The organism is Bradyrhizobium ottawaense (assembly GCF_900099825.1).
Taxonomy (GTDB): Bacteria; Pseudomonadota; Alphaproteobacteria; order Rhizobiales; family Xanthobacteraceae; genus Bradyrhizobium; species Bradyrhizobium ottawaense_A.
The window spans coordinates 4,039,343-4,055,896 of the sequence record NZ_LT629693.1; the positions used below are offsets into that span (position 1 = coordinate 4,039,343).

At 63.8% G+C, this 16,554-nt stretch carries 15 protein-coding genes and 1 pseudogene; 10 read left to right on the plus strand and 6 right to left on the minus strand.

Going from position 1 to position 16,554, the window contains the following annotated elements; genetic code table 11:
* The first annotated feature begins 142 nt into the window (after window positions 1-142).
* The 4 genes from BLR13_RS18860 (at window position 143) to BLR13_RS18875 (ending at window position 5,800) form a co-directional block, all read left to right on the plus strand.
* Window positions 143-634 carry a (2Fe-2S)-binding protein gene (locus BLR13_RS18860; protein ID WP_074820672.1) on the plus strand — a complete coding sequence of 164 codons (492 nt, stop codon included), beginning with the start codon at window positions 143-145 and terminating at the stop codon, window positions 632-634.
* Window positions 631-2,934 carry a xanthine dehydrogenase family protein molybdopterin-binding subunit gene (locus BLR13_RS18865; RefSeq protein ID WP_074820669.1) on the plus strand — a complete coding sequence of 768 codons (2,304 nt, stop codon included), beginning with the start codon at window positions 631-633 and terminating at the stop codon, window positions 2,932-2,934. The genes BLR13_RS18860 and BLR13_RS18865 overlap by 4 nt, the downstream gene beginning before the upstream one ends.
* A gap of 340 nt (window positions 2,935-3,274) precedes the next feature.
* A complete protein-coding gene (locus BLR13_RS18870; RefSeq protein ID WP_074820667.1) occupies window positions 3,275-4,372 on the plus strand; it encodes an HD-GYP domain-containing protein in 1,098 nt (365 codons plus the stop codon).
* A 132-nt stretch (window positions 4,373-4,504) separates the two neighbouring features.
* Window positions 4,505-5,800, plus strand: a complete 1,296-nt coding sequence (locus BLR13_RS18875) for a cytochrome P450 (protein WP_074820665.1) — start codon at window positions 4,505-4,507, stop codon at window positions 5,798-5,800.
* A gap of 118 nt (window positions 5,801-5,918) precedes the next feature.
* Here the strand turns inward: BLR13_RS18875 and BLR13_RS18880 are convergent, their stop codons facing one another.
* A complete protein-coding gene (locus BLR13_RS18880; protein WP_074820664.1) occupies window positions 5,919-7,499 on the minus strand; it encodes an AMP-binding protein in 1,581 nt (526 codons plus the stop codon).
* A gap of 206 nt (window positions 7,500-7,705) precedes the next feature.
* Window positions 7,706-8,125, minus strand: a complete 420-nt coding sequence (locus tag BLR13_RS18885; RefSeq protein ID WP_074820662.1) for a VOC family protein — start codon at window positions 8,123-8,125, stop codon at window positions 7,706-7,708.
* 135 nt (window positions 8,126-8,260) lie between these two features.
* Here BLR13_RS18885 and BLR13_RS18890 point away from each other — a divergent pair, with 135 nt between their 5' ends.
* The 5 genes and pseudogenes from BLR13_RS18890 (at window position 8,261) to BLR13_RS18910 (ending at window position 11,689) form a co-directional block, all read left to right on the plus strand.
* Window positions 8,261-9,238 (plus strand): Bug family tripartite tricarboxylate transporter substrate binding protein, encoded by a 978-nt coding sequence (locus BLR13_RS18890; RefSeq protein WP_074820660.1) that lies wholly within the window; start codon window positions 8,261-8,263, stop codon window positions 9,236-9,238.
* Window positions 9,239-9,322: 84 nt separating this feature from the next.
* A complete protein-coding gene (locus tag BLR13_RS18895; RefSeq protein ID WP_074820658.1) occupies window positions 9,323-9,586 on the plus strand; it encodes a DUF3551 domain-containing protein in 264 nt (87 codons plus the stop codon).
* Window positions 9,587-9,766: 180 nt separating this feature from the next.
* Window positions 9,767-10,126: pseudogene (locus BLR13_RS18900) on the plus strand (DUF1428 domain-containing protein).
* A gap of 40 nt (window positions 10,127-10,166) precedes the next feature.
* A complete protein-coding gene (locus BLR13_RS41365; RefSeq protein WP_197679554.1) occupies window positions 10,167-10,745 on the plus strand; it encodes a hypothetical protein in 579 nt (192 codons plus the stop codon).
* A 101-nt stretch (window positions 10,746-10,846) separates the two neighbouring features.
* The gene (locus BLR13_RS18910) at window positions 10,847-11,689 is read left to right on the plus strand and encodes a tetratricopeptide repeat protein (RefSeq protein ID WP_079587865.1); all 843 of its coding nucleotides are present in this window, start codon (window positions 10,847-10,849) and stop codon (window positions 11,687-11,689) included.
* Between the two features lie 30 nt (window positions 11,690-11,719).
* Here BLR13_RS18910 and BLR13_RS18915 read toward each other — a convergent pair whose 3' ends face one another.
* The 4 genes from BLR13_RS18915 to BLR13_RS18930 all read right to left on the minus strand — a co-directional run bounded on the left by BLR13_RS18915 (window position 11,720) and on the right by BLR13_RS18930 (window position 15,574).
* Window positions 11,720-12,448, minus strand: coding sequence for a hypothetical protein (locus BLR13_RS18915; protein WP_074820653.1), 729 nt, complete (start codon window positions 12,446-12,448; stop codon window positions 11,720-11,722).
* A 119-nt stretch (window positions 12,449-12,567) separates the two neighbouring features.
* Window positions 12,568-13,209, minus strand: a complete 642-nt coding sequence (locus tag BLR13_RS18920; protein ID WP_074820651.1) for a glutathione S-transferase family protein — start codon at window positions 13,207-13,209, stop codon at window positions 12,568-12,570.
* A gap of 48 nt (window positions 13,210-13,257) precedes the next feature.
* A complete protein-coding gene (locus tag BLR13_RS18925) occupies window positions 13,258-14,382 on the minus strand; it encodes an amino acid ABC transporter permease (protein WP_074831349.1) in 1,125 nt (374 codons plus the stop codon).
* A 4-nt stretch (window positions 14,383-14,386) separates the two neighbouring features.
* Window positions 14,387-15,574, minus strand: coding sequence for an amino acid ABC transporter permease (locus tag BLR13_RS18930; RefSeq protein WP_074831348.1), 1,188 nt, complete (start codon window positions 15,572-15,574; stop codon window positions 14,387-14,389).
* A gap of 101 nt (window positions 15,575-15,675) precedes the next feature.
* Here BLR13_RS18930 and BLR13_RS18935 point away from each other — a divergent pair, with 101 nt between their 5' ends.
* Window positions 15,676-16,551 (plus strand): MurR/RpiR family transcriptional regulator, encoded by an 876-nt coding sequence (locus tag BLR13_RS18935; RefSeq protein ID WP_074820649.1) that lies wholly within the window; start codon window positions 15,676-15,678, stop codon window positions 16,549-16,551.
* The last annotated feature ends 3 nt before the right edge of the window (window positions 16,552-16,554 follow it).

The window sequence follows — 16,554 nt, forward strand, 5'->3', positions numbered from 1 at the left end:
GAACGATTCCAAATCGCATTGCCTCCCGATGGGATCGGTATCATTCTGCGCGCCAACTGGCATCGACCCGGTGGGTGCCAGCCAATACCCAAAAGTGAGTTGCCGCCGTAAGCGGCTTCCAACACCGGAAGGGGAAGCGCAAATGCCTAATCTGAATATCAACGGGCGGAATATGTCCGTCGAGGCGGCCAACGATACGCCGCTGCTCTGGGTCATCCGCGAACAATTGCAGATGACGGGCACCAAATTCGGTTGCGGCGCCGGCCTGTGTGGCGCCTGCACGGTTCACGTCAACGGCGAAGCCGTTCGTTCCTGCCAGACCTCGGTCAGCGACGCCGTCGGCAAGAAGATCACCACCATCGAAGGCCTCAGCGCCAAGGGCGATCATCCGCTGCAGAAGGCCTGGATTGCCGAGCAGGTTCCGCAATGCGGCTACTGCCAGTCCGGCCAGATCATGCAGGCGGCTTCGCTGCTCTCGAAGAATTCCAATCCGACCAAGGATGAAGTGGTTGCGCATATGGACGGCAATCTGTGCCGCTGCATGACCTATTCGCGCATTCAGAAGGCGATCATGCGCGCCGCTTCCGAAATGCGTACCGCCTCCAACGCCGGCACCGAGCGGAGGGCAACATGAATACGCACGTGAAAATCGCACAGGACAAAGTGACAAGCGAACCCGCCGATCTCAGCCGCCGTTCGTTCCTCGTCGGCTCCGCCGCTGCCGGCCTCGCGCTCGGCTATTCGGCCGTGCCCGGCCTGTTGGGCGCCGACCGGGCGCTCGCCGCCGCCAGCAATTTCGATCCCAGCGTCTGGTATTCGATAGCCCCCGACGGCATCGTCACCGTGACCTGCGGCAAGGCCGACATGGGCCAGCACATCGCCTCCACCATGGCCCAGATCGTTGCCGAGGAACTCGGGTCGAGCTGGAAGGACATGCGGGTTCAGCTCGCCTCCAACGATCCCAAGTTCAACGACCCGGTATTGGGCGCGCAGATCACCGGCGGTAGCTGGTCGACGATGATGAACTTCGATGCGATGAGCCGCGCGGGTGCCGCGGGGCAGATCGCCTTGACCGAAGCAGCGGCAGCCTCGATGGGTGTGCCGGCGAGCGAGCTCGTGGTGCGCGAATCCACGATCACGCATCCGAAGTCGAAGAAGACGATGAGCTTTGCCGACATCGTCAAGAGCGGCAAGATCACCAAGACCTTCACGCCGGACGAGTTGAAGGCAATCAAGCTGAAGACAGCAGATCAGTACACCATGATCGGCGTCTCGGTGCCGCAGCTCGACATTCCCTCCAAGACCAACGGCACAGCCAAATACGGCATCGACGTCATGCTGCCGGGCATGCTGTACGGCCGCGTGGTCACGCCGCCGGTGCGCTTCGGCGCCACCGTGAAGGCGGTCGACGACAGTGCGGCCAAGAAGGTGCCGGGCTTCGTCAAGGCGGTCACGCTCGACGACAAGACCGGAAGCACCACCGGCTGGGTAGTGGCGGTGGCCAATACCTATACCAACGCGGTCAAGGCGGCGGACGCGCTGAAGATCACCTATGACGGTGGTCCGAACGCCAAACTGTCGAGCCAGTCGCTGCTCGACGAGGCCAAACGACTCCAGGCGCTGGATGATTCCGGGCTGTTCTTCGTCAAGGACGGCGATACGGCGGCAGCGTTCGGGACGGCGGCCAAGGTGATGGAGGCGGAATACACCACCAGCATCAACATCCACGCCCCGCTGGAGCCGATGAACGCCACCGCGCAGTTACAGGGCGATATCTGGCACATCTATTCCGGCAACCAGTTCGCGACGCGCTCCGGCGCGATTGCAGCGGGGGCGGCCGGCGTCGATCCCAAGTTCGTCGTGATGCATCAGATGTGGCTGGGCGGCGGCTTCGGCCGGCGTCTCGACGCCGACATGATGGTGCCGGCGGTGCAGGCGGCGAAGGCGGTCGGCAAGCCGGTCAAGGTCATCTATTCCCGCGAAAACGACATGACCATGGACTATTCGCGGCCGCTGACGTTCCAGAAGGTCAAGGCAGGTCTCGACGCCGACGGCAATCTGATCGCGCTCAACCACGACGTGGTCAGTGCATGGCCGACCCAGCGCTGGGGCATTCCTGACTTCCTGACGCCCTCGGTCGACAAGAAGGGCGGTCTCGACGGCTTTACCGTGAACGGCGCGGACTTCTTCTACTCCGTGCCCAATCACAACGTCCGCGCGATCAAGAACGAGATGGCGCACAACGCCACCCCGTCGGGACAGCTGCGGTCGGTGGCGCCGGGCTGGACCTTCTGGGCGGTCGAAAGCATGATCGATGAGCTCGCCAATGCCGCCGGAAAAGATCCGGCGCAGTACCGCATCGCGCTGCTGGACGGCAAAGGCAAGAACGACGGCGGCGCGCAACGCCTGCGCAACACCCTGCTGGCGGCGATGGGCATGGCCGGCTACGGCACCAAGCAATTGCCGAAAGGTGAAGGCATGGGCGTGGCCTGCGTCTCGTCGCAGGAACGGGCGACCGCAAGCTGGACCGCGTGCGTGGCCCATGTTGCGGTGGCGCCTTCCGGCGAGGTCAAGGTCAAGAAGCTGACGGTTGCCACCGACGTCGGCACCCAGGTGCATCCCGACAATATCCGCGCCCAGGTCGAGGGCGCGGCGCTGTGGGGACTTTCGCTCGCTTTGTATGAAAAGGCGACGCTGAAGGATGGCGGTATCGAACAGACCAACTACGATACCTACACGCCGCTGCGGATGAGCCAGATGCCGGAAGTGGCCGTCAACGTCATCGCCAATGGCGAGAAGGCCACTGGCGTGGGCGAGCCGGCCGTCACGGTCATCGCGCCCGCGATCGGCAACGCGATCTTCAACGCCTGCGGCGCGCGCATCCGCTCGCTGCCAATCACCGCGGAAGCGGTGAAGGCGAACATGAAGGCGTAAGGCGCCGCATTATCGAACAAGGACGATCCGCCGGAGGCCCTGCTTCCGGCGGATTTTTTTGTGCCCCGGCCCGTGACGATGCCCGAGACCGTCATTGCGAGGAGCGTAGCGACGAAGCAATCCATTCTTTCTTTGCTCGGTGAGATGGATTGCTTCGCGGAGCCTGTCATCGGGCGCGCATTCGCGCGACCCGTTGGGTCGCAATGACGGGGAGGGGTAGGTGAGGTTCCCTAAAATTGTAACGACTACGCTATCCCGGCGTTGACGATGCCTCTTAAGCCGCAGGGAACCCCTTGTCGGGTAGCCTCTGCCGGTCATCACCGTGAGGCTTTGGGGTCCCATGTCAGCTCAACCCAACAAGATTCCGACCAAACGCCGGCTTCTGCTGGCCTCGGATCGGAGCGATCAAAGCAGCGAACTGGCCAGCATTCTGCAGGCGGTCGGCCAGGTCGACACCATCTCGACCTCGGCTATTCCCGAATCCCCCTCGCGCGATCTGTCCGGGATCGTGGTCGACATCAACCTGCGCTCCGCCGAGAGCGTGCAGCTCGTGCGCAACAAGCTGCGGGCCGATGCCTACCGCGAGATGCCGCGGCTGTTCGTGCTGGCGGACGCGCTTCACCACGGATCGATGCAGGCCTGGGCGCTCGGCGCCACCGATACGATCGCGCGGCCGTTCGATGCGCAGGGTATCCTGCAGCGGATCCGCGCCGCATTTCCGGACACCGAAAGCTATGACGAAACCGATCGCGGCAAGGCGCTGAATCGCGGCGTCGAGGCGGCGCATGGGGTCTTGGTCAGGATCTTCAACCGGCTTCCGGCCGGCGAACCGCTGAAATTCAGCGACATCGTTGAGGCCGAGAACAAGATCATCAAGGCGATCAAGCATTCCTCGCTGCGGGAATGGCTGACGACCGTTGGCTGCCACCACACCGACACCTACCGGCACTGCCTGTTCGTCACCGGCTTTGCGGTCGCGTTCGCGCAGCATCTCGGCATGCGCGAGGACGACCAGCGCCGTCTGGTCCGCGCCGCCCTGCTGCACGATGTCGGCAAGGCGTTCATTCCCGTTGAAATCCTCGACAAGCCGGATCCGTTGACCCTGGAAGAGATGGAAGTGATGCGCCAGCATCCGCGCCGTGGCTTCGACGCGCTGACGGCGCAGGGCGGCTTCCCGCCGGAAATGCTCGACGTGATCCTGCATCACCACGAACTCCTTGACGGCACCGGCTATCCCGACGGCCTGAGCGGCAAGGAAATCAGCGACATCGTGCGCCTGACGACGATCGTGGACATTTACGCCGCACTGGTCGAGAAGCGCGCCTACCGGCTGCAGTTCACCCACGCCAAGGCGTTCGCGATGATGGAAGAAATGGGCGACAAGCTCGACCAGCATCTGCTGCATGCGTTCCGCCCGGTGGCGTTCGGGCATTATTGAGAAGCGGGCGCTTGTTCGCGCAAGTCCCGATCAGCCGCTCAACGCAAGTATTTTGGCTTTTCACCCGGCTAGCTATCGGGGATCATCGGCGCGCATCGCGCGATGACGGACGATGGCAGGCGGGGAAGACCGATGGATACGACGGCGACCTTGAGCGGCAATGTCGACATTCCCGCTGACATCGCGGCGACCCTGGTCGATCCGGCCGCCTATGCCGATCATCGTATTCACGACAGCTACCGCTGGCTTCGCGCCAACAATCCGCTCGGGATCGCGCGGCCCGAGAAATTCGATCCGTTCTGGGTCGTCACCAAGCATGCGCATATTCAGTCGGTCAGCCGCCAGAACGAGCTGTTCCACAACGCCGATCGTCCGACCACGCTGATGACGCGGGCAGTCGAGGAGCGCGTCCGCAAGATCACCGGCGGGCCGAACCTGGTGCGCTCGCTGGTGCAGATGGACGCGCCCGATCACCCGAAATACCGCGCGCTGACCCAGGGCTGGTTCATGCCCGCCAATCTCGGAAAGTTCGAGGCGAGGGTGCGCGAGATCGCGCGTGCCACGGTGCAGCGAATGCTCGACAAAGGCAACGCTTGCGATTTCGTCGCCGACGTCGCGCTCGGCTACCCCCTGCATGTCATCATGGAGATCCTCGGCGTGCCCGAGAAGGACGAGCCGCGAATGCTCAAGCTGACGCAGGAGCTGTTCGGCCCGCAGGATCCCGATACGGCGCGGATCCGCGAAGCGCTGACGGCGGAGCAGTTCTCGGCGATGATGCAGTCCGTGGTGAACGATTTCGGCGCCTATTTCCGCGGGATTACCGAAGACCGCCGCCGCAACCCGCGCGAGGATCTCGCCACCGTCATCGCCAATGCCAAGATCGGCGGCGACTACATGCCGGATCATGACGCCACCAGCTATTACATGATCGTCGCGACCGCGGGCCACGACACCACGTCGTCCTCGACCGCCGGCGCGCTATGGGCGCTCGCCGAAGACCCCGCGCAGTTCGAGCGGGTCAAGGCCAATCCCGACCTGATCCCGGGGTTGGTCGACGAGGCGATCCGCTGGATGACACCGGTCAAGCACTTCATGCGCTCGGCGACCTCAGGTACCGAACTCGGCGGCCGCAAAATTGCAAAAGGCGACTGGCTGATGCTGTGCTACGCGTCCGGCAATCGCGACGAGGACGTGTTCGAGGAGCCCTACCGGTTCCGCTGCGACCGCAAGCCGAACCGCCACGTCGCGTTCGGATACGGCGCGCATCTCTGCCTCGGGCAATATCTGGCGAAGCTCGAGATGAAGATCCTGTTCGAGGAACTGCTGCCGCGGCTGAAATCGGTCGCGCTCGACGGCGAGGTCAAGATGACGCAGGCGTATTTCGTCAACGGCCCGAAGAAGCTGCCGATCCGGTTCGAGGTGAATTGAGTTTTGCTCCGTCATTGCGAGGAGCGTTAGCGACGATGGATTGCTTCCGCCTTCGCTCGTTGAGCTACGGCGGACAAGTCGTTGGCTCGCAATGATGGAAGGTTGTCTTGCGGGCGCGCTACCCCAGCATCTTCCGCAGTTCCGCCTTCGCCACCTTCTCCAGCGTCGAGCGCGGCATTTCATCGACAAAGCGGATCTCGCGCGGCACCTTGAAGTCTGCCAGCGATTTGCGGCAGGCGGCCATGACGGTGTCATGCAGATCCCCGGGCGCGTCCGCGACACCCGCAGCCGGAATGATGAACACGACCGGCACCTCGTCCAGCATCGGATGCTTCTTCGCCACCACCGCGGCTTCGCGCACGCCGGGCACCACCGCGATCACCTGTTCGATCTCGGACGCCGCGACGTTCTCGCCGCCGACCTTGAGCATGTCCTTGGCGCGGTCGCCGAACTTGATAAAGCCGTCGTCGAGCAGCGTGACCCGGTCGCCGGTGATGAAATAGCCGTGTTCGTCGAAGCTCTCGGTCGTGGCTTTCTCGTTGTGCAGATATTCCGCAAACAGCGACAGGCCGGGAATGCCCTTGATCAGCAGATTGCCGGTGTCGCCAAGCTGCGTCGGCTTGCCGTCGTCGTCGGTGACGCGGATCGAATATTCAGGCGCCGCGCGGCCGATCGACATCGGCGTATTGGGCTGGTCGACCTCGCCGATGATGCCGTGGGTGATGGTCTCGGTCATGCCCCACCAGCCGATGGTCTTGATGCCGAACGCGGCGAACGGCGGCGGATCGTTCACCGCCGTGCCCCAGAGCCGGAATTTGTGGTTCTTCGGAATGTCTTGCTCGAGCAGCGCCTTCATGCAGAACGGGATCGTTGAGGTCCAGGTGCAGTTGTGTTCCAGCGCCACGCCCCAGAACCGGCTGGCGGAAAACCGTGGCTGGATCACGCAGGATCCGCCGACCCACAGCGTCGCCAGCATCGAATAGGCCAGCGCGTTGGTATGAAACAGCGGCAGATAGGTCTGGTGCACGTCGGTCGCATGCAGGTCCTCATGCGCGGCGTTGATCTTGCCGCCCCACAGCGCGTTGGCATGGGTCCACAGCACCGCCTTCGGGCGCGACGTGGTGCCGGAGGTATATTGCACGCTGCACGGGGCCATCGGATCGGTGGCGCGGCGCGGCCGGTCGGCGCTGTCGGCGAACAGGGAATCGAAGCTGTCGCCGCGCGGCGCGCTGATGGAAGGCGCGCTGCCGGCGTCATGCGAGGTCACGGCGATCCAGCGCAGGCCGCGGCAATTGGCCGAGATCAGTTCGGCATAAGCAGGCTGCGTGATGGCGGCGACCGCGCCGCAATGGCTGGCGAAATACTCTATTTCCGCCGGCGCCGAGCGGGTGTTGGTGGTGACCGCGATGGCGCCGAGCTCGACGCAGGCGAACCACGACAGCATGGCCTCGATGCAGTTGTCGAGATGGATCAGCACATATTCGCCGGGCTTGACGCCGCGTTTGACCAGGCCTGCGGAAAGCCGGCCGACACGCTCGTGAAATTCGCCGTAGGACCAACTCCGCGCCGGCGCCTCGAACGGCGCCCAGATCAGAAAGGGATGGTTGCGGCGACTCTCGCTGCGCATCCGCAGCAGCCACGGCACGTCGAGCCCTGCGAATGGTCCGACGACACCCGGCGCTGGCTGTGAAATGGACATGGTTCCTCCCGTGCAGCGTTGGAGCGGCTGCCTTGGTTTTTTGCTTGGGAGTAGTTCTGCCATTGGATGGCGCGGGGAGCAAATCTGATTGGGCGCGGCCCTCTCTCCGCGTCATTGCGAGCGCCAGCGCAGCAATCCAGACAGTCTTACCGCGCGGCGGTATGGATTGCTTCGTCGCTCCGCTCCTCGCAATGACGGGGTGTCGTTCAGCCCACCCCACCCTCATACGACGAAATCTCGATCAGGCTGCCGTCGGGATCCCGGCAATAGACCGAGCGCAGCGTGCCGCGAGCGCCCTGTTTGGCGACCGGGCCTTCCTCGATCGCGACGCCATTCGCCTCCAGGTGCGCGACCACCTGGTCCGGGGTACTGGCGGTCAGAAAGCACAGGTCGTCGCTTCCGGCGGTCTCGTGGTCGGCCGTGAACCACTCGACCTTGTCGGCGCCGCGCGGCCGCACGTTGATCTTCTGGTTGCCGAACACCAGCGATGTTCGCGGGGTCTTGCCCGGGCCGGGATCGAACACCTTGACTTCCATGCCGAGGATCTTGCGATACCACTCGGCGGAGCGCGCCACGTCGGACACGTTGATCACGAGATGGTCGAGTGCGTTCACCTTGACGGACATGCCCTAATCCTTTCGTCGCGGTCGCAAGCGCATGTGTCGCACTGGCCGCGTTTGGGTTTGTTTGTTACAACGCCGCCCACGATCGATTCAATAGAACGGACCGGGCTCTGAACCCGGCTTTTAGGGAGAAAATTCATGATTTCACGCCGCGCCGCGATCTGCCTGACGGCTATCGGCCTTTCGGCATTCGCCTCCATCGGCAGCGCTACGGCCGCGGATTATCCGACGCGGCCGGTGCGCTTCGTGGTCGGCTACCCGCCCGGCGGCGCCACCGACATCATCGCGCGGCTGATCGGCCAGCGGCTGTCGGAGAAGCTTGGCCAGCAATTCGTGATCGAAAACAAGCCCGGCGCCGGCAACAACATCGGTACCGAGAGCGTCGTCAATGCCGAGCCGGATGGTTACACCGTGCTGCTGGTCAACCCGGCGAACTACATCAACGCCTCGCTGTACGCCAATCTGAAGTTCAATTTCGTTCGCGACATCGCACCGATCGCATCCTTCAATCGCGTGCCGAACGTGATGACCGTCAACAAGGACGTGACGGCCAAGAACGTTGCCGAATTCATCGCTTATGCGAAGGCCAATCCGGGCAAGGTGAACATGGCTTCCTCCGGCAACGGCACCTCGGTGCATCTGTCCGGCGAAATGTTCATGGCCATGGCCGGCATCAAGATGCAGCACGTGCCGTATCGCGGTGCTGCGCCGGCGATCACCGACATGCTCGGCGGCCAGGTACAGGTGATCTTCGACAACATGCCGTCGATCATCCAGCACGTCAGATCCGGCGCGCTGCGCGCCCTGGCGGTGACGACGACGGAGCGGTCGTCGCAACTGCCGGATACGCCGACGGTCGCCGAAACCGTTCCCGGCTACGAGGCGAGCGCGCTGTTCGGGATGGGGGCGCCGAAGAATACGCCGAAGGAAATCATCGCCAAGCTCAACACCGAGATCAACGCGATCCTGGCCGAGCCTGACATGAAAAAGCGCCTGGTCGAACTGGGCGGCGATCCGCTGATCCAGACGCCGGAGAAGTTCGGCGCCGACATCGCCGCCGAGACCGAGAAGTGGAAGAAAGTCATCGAAGGCGCCAACATCACCAAAGTGGAGTGATTTTCCCGCGGAACATTGCGATCGCCGCGGGGTTTTACGTGAAAAGCCCCGTGGCTTTCCTGCTTCAGGCAAAGGAGATCGATCATGCGCAATGCGATGGTGGCGATACTGACATTGTCCGCGGCGCTGGCCGCAACGCTCGCCGGCCCCTCGCCGGCGGTGGCGTACGATTATCCCTATTGTCTTCAGGGCCGTGGCATCGGCATTCCCGGCGAATGCGCCTATACGAGCTACGCCCAGTGCATGGCCTCGGCGTCGGGACGCGCGCTGTATTGCAGTATCAATCCGCGCGTCGCGTTCGCGCAGCAGCGGCGTGGCCGGGCCTACGGTCCCTACCGGGACTATTGATGCATGCCGGGTGCGGCTACGTGACCAGTAGCAACCGGCGCTGGTTCGGGCATCCTGTTGTCGCGGCTGAGCGCAAGCTTCGGCCGTCTAGAGAACGCTGACGGCGCAATCCGGTCCCCCTGCTGGATTGCGCCGTCGCGGGCATTTCGCGTCATTACGAAACGCCGTGGAGGAACGCCGATGTCGTATGTTGATGGCTTCATCGTCGCTGTACCGAAGAAAAGCCTCGCGGGCTACGCGCGCATGGCAAGGAAGGCCGGCAAGATCTGGCGCGAGCATGGCGCGCTGGACTACCGCGAATGGGTCGCCGAGGACGTCTAGATCGGCAAGCTCACTTCGTTCCCGCGCAGCGTCAAGCTCAAGCCGGGTGAGACCGTGGTGTTCTCCTGGATCACCTACAAGTCGCGCGCCCAGCGCGACCGGATCAATGCCAAGGTGATGGCCGACCCCAGGCTCAAGTCGATGATGGATCCGAAGGCGCTGCCGTTCGATGCCAAGCGAATGATCTATGGCGGGTTCGAAAATCTGGTGAAAGTATAATCACGGTTGCCGCGGGCTATCCGTGTGCCGTCGGGCGGAATTGCCGCGCCGCATCAAGCCTGCGGATAACTGGCCGCGGTTGCTGGACGGCGGCCCCCGCAACGCAATATATCCTGACCTTAACGACTGCGCAGAACAACAAAAAGCGTTGCAGTCCGAAGGCGTAGGCGTGAGCATACAGGTTGCTATTCTGAAGGTCTTGGCTAGTCACGGCAACGGCCGAGCCTCGCTTGCTTCCCTCAAACGGGACATTGTCATTCTGACCGCCAGTGGCAGTGACTGGAGCGCGCGGCTCAAGCGTCTGGCGGCGCGGGTTCCGGCCATCGATATTTTCGGCAGCGGCTATGTGCTTCGTGATGACGAAGGCTGGGAAATCACGGCCGCGGGGCGGGATTTCCTGCGCGCGCTCGAAGCCGTGACCCAGGATAACCGGGCGGCTGAAATCGAACTGCCGGCATCGCACCCGCCGGAAGCTGCAGGATGTCCGCCCGGTGAACTCATTGTGGTCGGTCATCGGTTCAAGAGCCGGCTGCGGCGGCACGATGCGGCGTTGGCGGCTCCGGTCACGTTTCCGGGCGCCGGCGCCGCGCGCGAGGAAAGCGTCTCAAAGCAAAAATAAAGGCTGGCTCCGACGCCGCCAGAATCCGGAAGTCATGGTAGATTTCCGCAAAATCCGGATGGCGCCCTCCGGGCCATCATGGTTTCATGCCGCCAACGTCCATGTCGAAGCTCCCGCATCCTTCCCCTGCCAAGCGAAACGCTGCTGACGCGGCGCTTGAGCGTGCGACGCTGGCGTTGCAGATGGGACGGCCCGGTGAAGCGGAACGGCTTGCCGAGGGCGTCCTGAGGGCGAACCGGAGCAGCAGTGCCGCGGCCGTCATCCTGGGCCAGGCCCTCCTGACCCAGAACCGACCTGGCGAGGCCATCACACCGCTGGAGCGGGCGGCACGTCGCAGCGACGACCCGAAAATCGAAACGCTGCTTGCTGCGGCGCTCGCCGCCGCCGGGCGCCGCGACGAGGCGCTCGACCAATTGCGCCGGACCACCGCCAGACGTCCGCCGTTTCCGCCCGCCTTTCGCGAATATGCCGATCAACTGGCGAGGGCCGGACAGTTCGACGAGGCCATTGCGGTTGCCAAAACCGGCCTTCAGCTCACGCCCGACGTCGTCGAGTTGCAGGTCGACCTCGGGCGGCTTTACCTCGGTTGTAACGACCGCGTCCGGGCCCGCAGCATGCTGTCGCAGGCGCTCGCCGCGGCGCCGGGACGACGGGACATTCAAGCGGTACTGGCGCGCGTGATGGTTTTCGACGGCGAATATGCCGCCGCAGCCGATATCTATCGGCATGCATTGGCGCTGCAGCCTGACGACGCCATGACGCGGGTCGATCTCGGGATGTGCCAACTGGAGCTGGCGGATCGGAGTGCCGGTGAAGCCAGCCTGCGCGCGGCCACGCGCGGCAGGCCGGAGACGCTGGGCCGGGCGATCAACTCGCTTGCCTCAGCGTCGCATGGCCGTTTCTTCTTTCGGCCAAGCGCCGCGGTCAAGTTCCTGGGCGGTTAGGCCCCGGAGTTTTCGGCGCCAGGGAAACGATCAAGCCCGGAACTGCCGCCGATAGAGACCCGGTTCGCGATTGATCGCCGTCGTGAGATCGTGGGCGCGCTGGGCTTCCTCCGTCGTCAACGGCGCCGTGCGTACCACGGAAGCTTCTCGCTTGATCGCCAGGCATTGCGCCACCGGGGTGCCCCTCGGCAGCACGCCGCTGAAGTTGATGTCGTGCCAATGCGCCGGAAAGTGCACCCAGTTATCGTGGTAGCGATCGCAATCGACGATGCCGGTGAGGGTGGTAAACGGCAAATCGAAACGATTGAACGGATGCGTGAACAGCACCGCATAGCCATCCGGGGCTTCGATGGTCCAGAGGTTGCTGAACTTGATCAGGGACCGGTCCGCCGCAAACAGCGGCGTCCCTTCCAGTTGGCTGGAATCATGGAACCCGATCGGCGAACGCGGATAGCTCACGGCGCCGCCTGGCGGAAAATCATTGTCCCAGGTGACCTCGCCGTTCTCGAACCTGAGATCGCAGATCAGCGGGATCAAAAACCCCAACGTCATGGCATCGACGAAGGGCGGGCAGCGCTTGACGGTGTTCTCTTCGCGGCCATTGATGGCGTTGAAGGCCTGGGCCGGCATCGTCTTGAGCCAGCCGGGAACGCCTGATGACGCCGGTATTGGCCGCGGAATCAAACCCTCGAGTTCCGCGGGACAGCGGAACGTCAGGGTGACCGGTCCCGTATTCGTATCTTCGGTGTGATCTGACACGCGCTTGCTCGTGGTTGGAGCCGTATTGCTCCGTCTCGGTTGCGCGAAAGTTAGCACGCGGATCGTTGGAGATGCACGCGATTTGGATCGTCGGCGTTTTCAAGGCGGCGTAGAACCCATCAGGTGAGGAGCAGGGCCATCCCCGGATCGCCCTTTTCCATCGCCCGCCGGTAGGCCGGGCGGGCGCCGATGCGCGCGAGATAGCCGAGGATATTGCGGCAGCGCGCCAGGTCGTAGGGCAGGAAGTAGCGCATGGTGGTGAGCGAGAAGCCCATCATGATGTCGGCCGCCGTGAATTCGCTGCCGGCAAGATATTCCGCCTCGCGCGTTCGCGCATCGATCAGATCGAAGGCGCGGTCGACCCGCGCTTTGGTGGCGGCGAGGATCGGATTGTCGGCCGCGAGGTTCAGCCGGTTCAGGATCATGTTGCGTCCCATGTTCGCCTGCAGCGTGCCGTTGGCGAAGTGAAACCAGTACAGATATGCCGCGAAGTCGGGGTGATCTGCGTTCAAGGCGAGGCGGCCATGGCCGTATTTCGCGATGATGTAGTCGACCACGGCGCCGGATTCGGCCAGCACCAGATCGCCGTCGGTGATAACAGGCGCGGCGCCGATCGGATGCAGCGCCTTGTAATCGGCCGGGGCCAGCATCGTCACCGGATCGCGCGCGTAGCGCTTCAATTCATAGGGAATCTCCAGCTCCTCACACAGCCAGACGATCCGCTCGGATTGCGATTTGCCGAGGTGATGGACGGTGAGCATTCGATTCCCCTTTGCCGGCATCGAGCGGCGCGGACCGCAGCGTTCGCGTCAGTTCGGCTGCGCCTGCGCCTCAAGATGCCGGCTGTAGCGCGACATGGCAAAGCAAAAGACGAAATAGATCAGCGCGACGAACAGATACACCTCGACGCTGAAGGGTTGCCAGGCGGGATCGATAATGGAGGTCTTGGCCGTCGTCAGCAGATCGAAGATGCCGATGATCAGAACCAGGCTGGTATCCTTGAAGAAGGCGATGAACGTATTCACCAGCGGCGGGATGACGTGGCGAATGGCCTGCGGCAGGATGATCAGACCGTTCTTCTTCCAGTACGAGAGCCCGAGCGCGTCGGCAGCGTCGTGCTGCCCTCGCGGCACCGCCTGCAGCCCGCCGCGGATCACTTCGGCCAGATAGGCGCCGGCAAACAGCACGAAGGCGATTTGCGCCCGGAGCAGTTTGTCGATGTTGACGCCGTCGGGCAGGAACAGCGGAAACATCACGCTGGCCATGAACAGCAGGCTGATCAGGGGAACGCCGCGGATCAACTCGACATAGAGTATGCAAAGCGAGCGGATCGCCGGAAGTTTTGAGCGGCGCCCGAGCGCCACCAAAATTCCGAGCGGAAAGCCGAAGGCGAGCCCGAAGGTGGCGAGGATCAGCGTCACCGGCAGGCCACCCCAGCGGTCCTGGGAAACAAAGGGCAGCCCGGGGACGCCGCCCCACATCAACAGGCCGATCACGACCAGCGCGGCCGCCCACACCAGCACCAGCTCCTTGCGCCAGAAGCTGCGCCGGCTCGACACAAGGAACAGCGCGATGAATGTCAGCGTCGCCAGCGCCGGGCGCCATTGCTGATCGAACGGGTAGGTGCCGAACAGAATGAATCGATATTTTTCCGGGATCACCGCCCAGCAGGCGCCGAGGCCACGGATCGAGCGGCAAGCGGCGGTCTGGTCGCCGGGCACGGTAAAGACCGCATTCCAGAAGCCCCATTGCACGAGGCTTACGAGCGCCTTTGCCAGCAGGCCAATCAACAACAGGGAGACGATGGTCGAGGCGATCGAGCCGAACAGATTGGCGCGTAACCAGAAGATGATCGGGCCTCCGGGCGGCGGCCTGCGGGTGCGCGGCCGGTCGACGGGCAGCGAGCTTTGCGGAATATCCGTTACCGAGGTCATGGGATCAGCGCTCCACCAGCGCGATGCGCGCATTGTACCAGTTCATGAAGAAGCTGATGCCGAGGCTGATGGTCAGGAACACCATCATGATCAGCGCGATCGCCTCGATGGCCTGGCCGGTCTGGTTCAGCGTGGTGTTGGCGATCGACACCACGTCCTGGTATCCGACCGCGACCGCCAGCGACGAGTTCTTGGTCAGGTTCAGGTACTGGCTTGTCATCGGCGGAATGATGACGCGCAACGCCTGCGGCAACACGATGCGCTGAAGCACGAAGCTCTTCTTCAGGCCGAGCGCGTTGGCGGCATCCCACTGCCCCCTCGGCACGGCCTGGATGCCGCTGCGCACGATCTCGGCGATGAAGGCCGAGGTATAGGTGACGAGCGCGATCAGAAGCGCGAAATATTCCGGCGCCAGGGTCAGTCCGCCGACGAAATTGAAGCCGCGCAGTTCCGGCATCGTGATGGTCCAGGATGCGCCCAGCGCAAACGACAGCAGCGCCGGCCATCCCGCGACCAGCGCGAGCGCGTAGGGCCAGAGGTGGCGGGGCTTGCCGTCGGCGAGCTGCCGCGCAATCAATTGCCGCCGCACCAGATGGAGTACAATCAGGCCGGCCACGGCGGCGGCGATCACCCAGAGGTTCGCTTCGTCGATCGGAATCGAGGGCAGCACCAGGCCCCGGTTGGAAAGGAAGATGCCTTCGATCGGCTTCCAGGCAGCGCGCGCCGCCGGAAGCCCCTGCATCAGGACGTACCAGAACAACAGTTGCAGCAGCAGCGGAATGTCGCGGAGCATCTCGACATAGACCGCGGCCAACCGCGACAACAGCCAGTTCCTCGACAGCCGCGCGATCCCGATCATGGTGCCGAGCACGGTCGCCAGCACGATGCCGATGACGGCGACGCGCAGCGTGTTGACGATGCCGACGAGGAAGGCGCGCAGATAGGTATTCTTCGGGCTGTAGGCGAGCCAGGAATCCGCAATCGGCATTCCCGCCTCGCGGCCGAGAAAGGCAAATCCGGTCGAGATCCGGCGTACCGACAGGTTATGAAGGGCGTTCGACCAGAGCCAGGCAATGACCGCGACGGCGATCCCGACCACCACGATCTGCCAGACCAGCCCGGTGACCTGCTGACGGTTCAGCGATAGGCGCAGCGCGCGGCGGCGAGGGAATTCGGGCGTGGAGGTCGTCACAGCACAAGGATCCTTCTTGAATGCAGCGATCTTCGGCCATGCGCTTTTTGGCGCGCGTTTCATATGTTGCACCAAAACGGGATTTGTGCAACATATGTTTCATGGCGCAGCCGCTTCCGAAATCCTCGCCTTTGACCGAATTATGCAGCGCGCTGCCGTCGCTGCCAATGCGGCTGCAGCAGGTCGGGCGGTTTGTCGCCGCCAATGACTATGACGCGACCACGCGCTCGATGCGCGATTTGGCCGCCGAGGCAGGCGCCGATCCCGCCTCCTTCACCCGCCTGGCCAAGGCGCTGGGCTATTCGGGCTGGGACGAATTACGCGCGGCGCTCACCGAGGCGCGCCGGCCCGCGCAACCTTCGCCGTTTTCCGCGCGGACCCGGGACCGGCGGCGCGGCCCCCATTCCGATATCTCCTTGATCACCGGCAAGCTCGATGCAGAGGCGGCGGGACTTTCGCGCATCTCGGCCGGCTCCGTCGCCAATGCCGCCAAGGCTCTGCACGCCGCGCGCCGGATCTGGATCGCCGGCTTTCGCAGCTGCCGCAGCGTTGCCGAACTGCTCAACTATCAGCTTCGGCTGTTTCGCGCCGACGAGGTGCAGCTGGTCGGCGGCTCCGGTCCGGAAGATCTCGACCTCGGCGCCTTCCGCGCCGGCGACGCGGTCGTGGTGATTGGTTTCGCGCCCTATTCCACCGCAAGCGTGCTGTCGGCGCGCGCCGCGCATGGTTCTGGAGCCACTTTGATTGCGATCGCCGATACGATCGCGGCGCCCATGGCGGAGGGGGCCGATCATCTGCTGCTGTACGAGGCGGCCTCGTCGCCGGGGTTCTTCCCCAGCCTGACCGGCGCGGTCGCCATTGCGCAGTCGCTCGCCGCCGTCACCTTCATGCTGGGCGGTACGGGTGCCAAACGGCGTCTCGAAGAGACCGAAGGCCGGCTGGCTGCGATGTCGCAATATGTTGCGGAGAAAGGTTGATCA

Coding starts and splice junctions, on each gene's coding strand:
- BLR13_RS18920 (WP_074820651.1), bottom strand. CDS start 13,209: ATGCTCACCGTCCATCACCTCGGCAAATCGCAATCCGAGCGGATCGTC.
- BLR13_RS18895 (WP_074820658.1), top strand. CDS start 9,323: ATGCGCAATGCGATGGTGGCGATACTGACATTGTCCGCGGCGCTGGCC.
- BLR13_RS18860 (WP_074820672.1), top strand. CDS start 143: ATGCCTAATCTGAATATCAACGGGCGGAATATGTCCGTCGAGGCGGCC.
- BLR13_RS18925 (WP_074831349.1), bottom strand. CDS start 14,382: ATGACCTCGGTAACGGATATTCCGCAAAGCTCGCTGCCCGTCGACCGG.
- BLR13_RS18875 (WP_074820665.1), top strand. CDS start 4,505: ATGGATACGACGGCGACCTTGAGCGGCAATGTCGACATTCCCGCTGAC.
- BLR13_RS18935 (WP_074820649.1), top strand. CDS start 15,676: ATGGCGCAGCCGCTTCCGAAATCCTCGCCTTTGACCGAATTATGCAGC.
- BLR13_RS18880 (WP_074820664.1), bottom strand. CDS start 7,499: ATGTCCATTTCACAGCCAGCGCCGGGTGTCGTCGGACCATTCGCAGGG.
- BLR13_RS18865 (WP_074820669.1), top strand. CDS start 631: ATGAATACGCACGTGAAAATCGCACAGGACAAAGTGACAAGCGAACCC.
- BLR13_RS18910 (WP_079587865.1), top strand. CDS start 10,847: ATGTCGAAGCTCCCGCATCCTTCCCCTGCCAAGCGAAACGCTGCTGAC.
- BLR13_RS18885 (WP_074820662.1), bottom strand. CDS start 8,125: ATGTCCGTCAAGGTGAACGCACTCGACCATCTCGTGATCAACGTGTCC.
- BLR13_RS18890 (WP_074820660.1), top strand. CDS start 8,261: ATGATTTCACGCCGCGCCGCGATCTGCCTGACGGCTATCGGCCTTTCG.
- BLR13_RS18870 (WP_074820667.1), top strand. CDS start 3,275: ATGTCAGCTCAACCCAACAAGATTCCGACCAAACGCCGGCTTCTGCTG.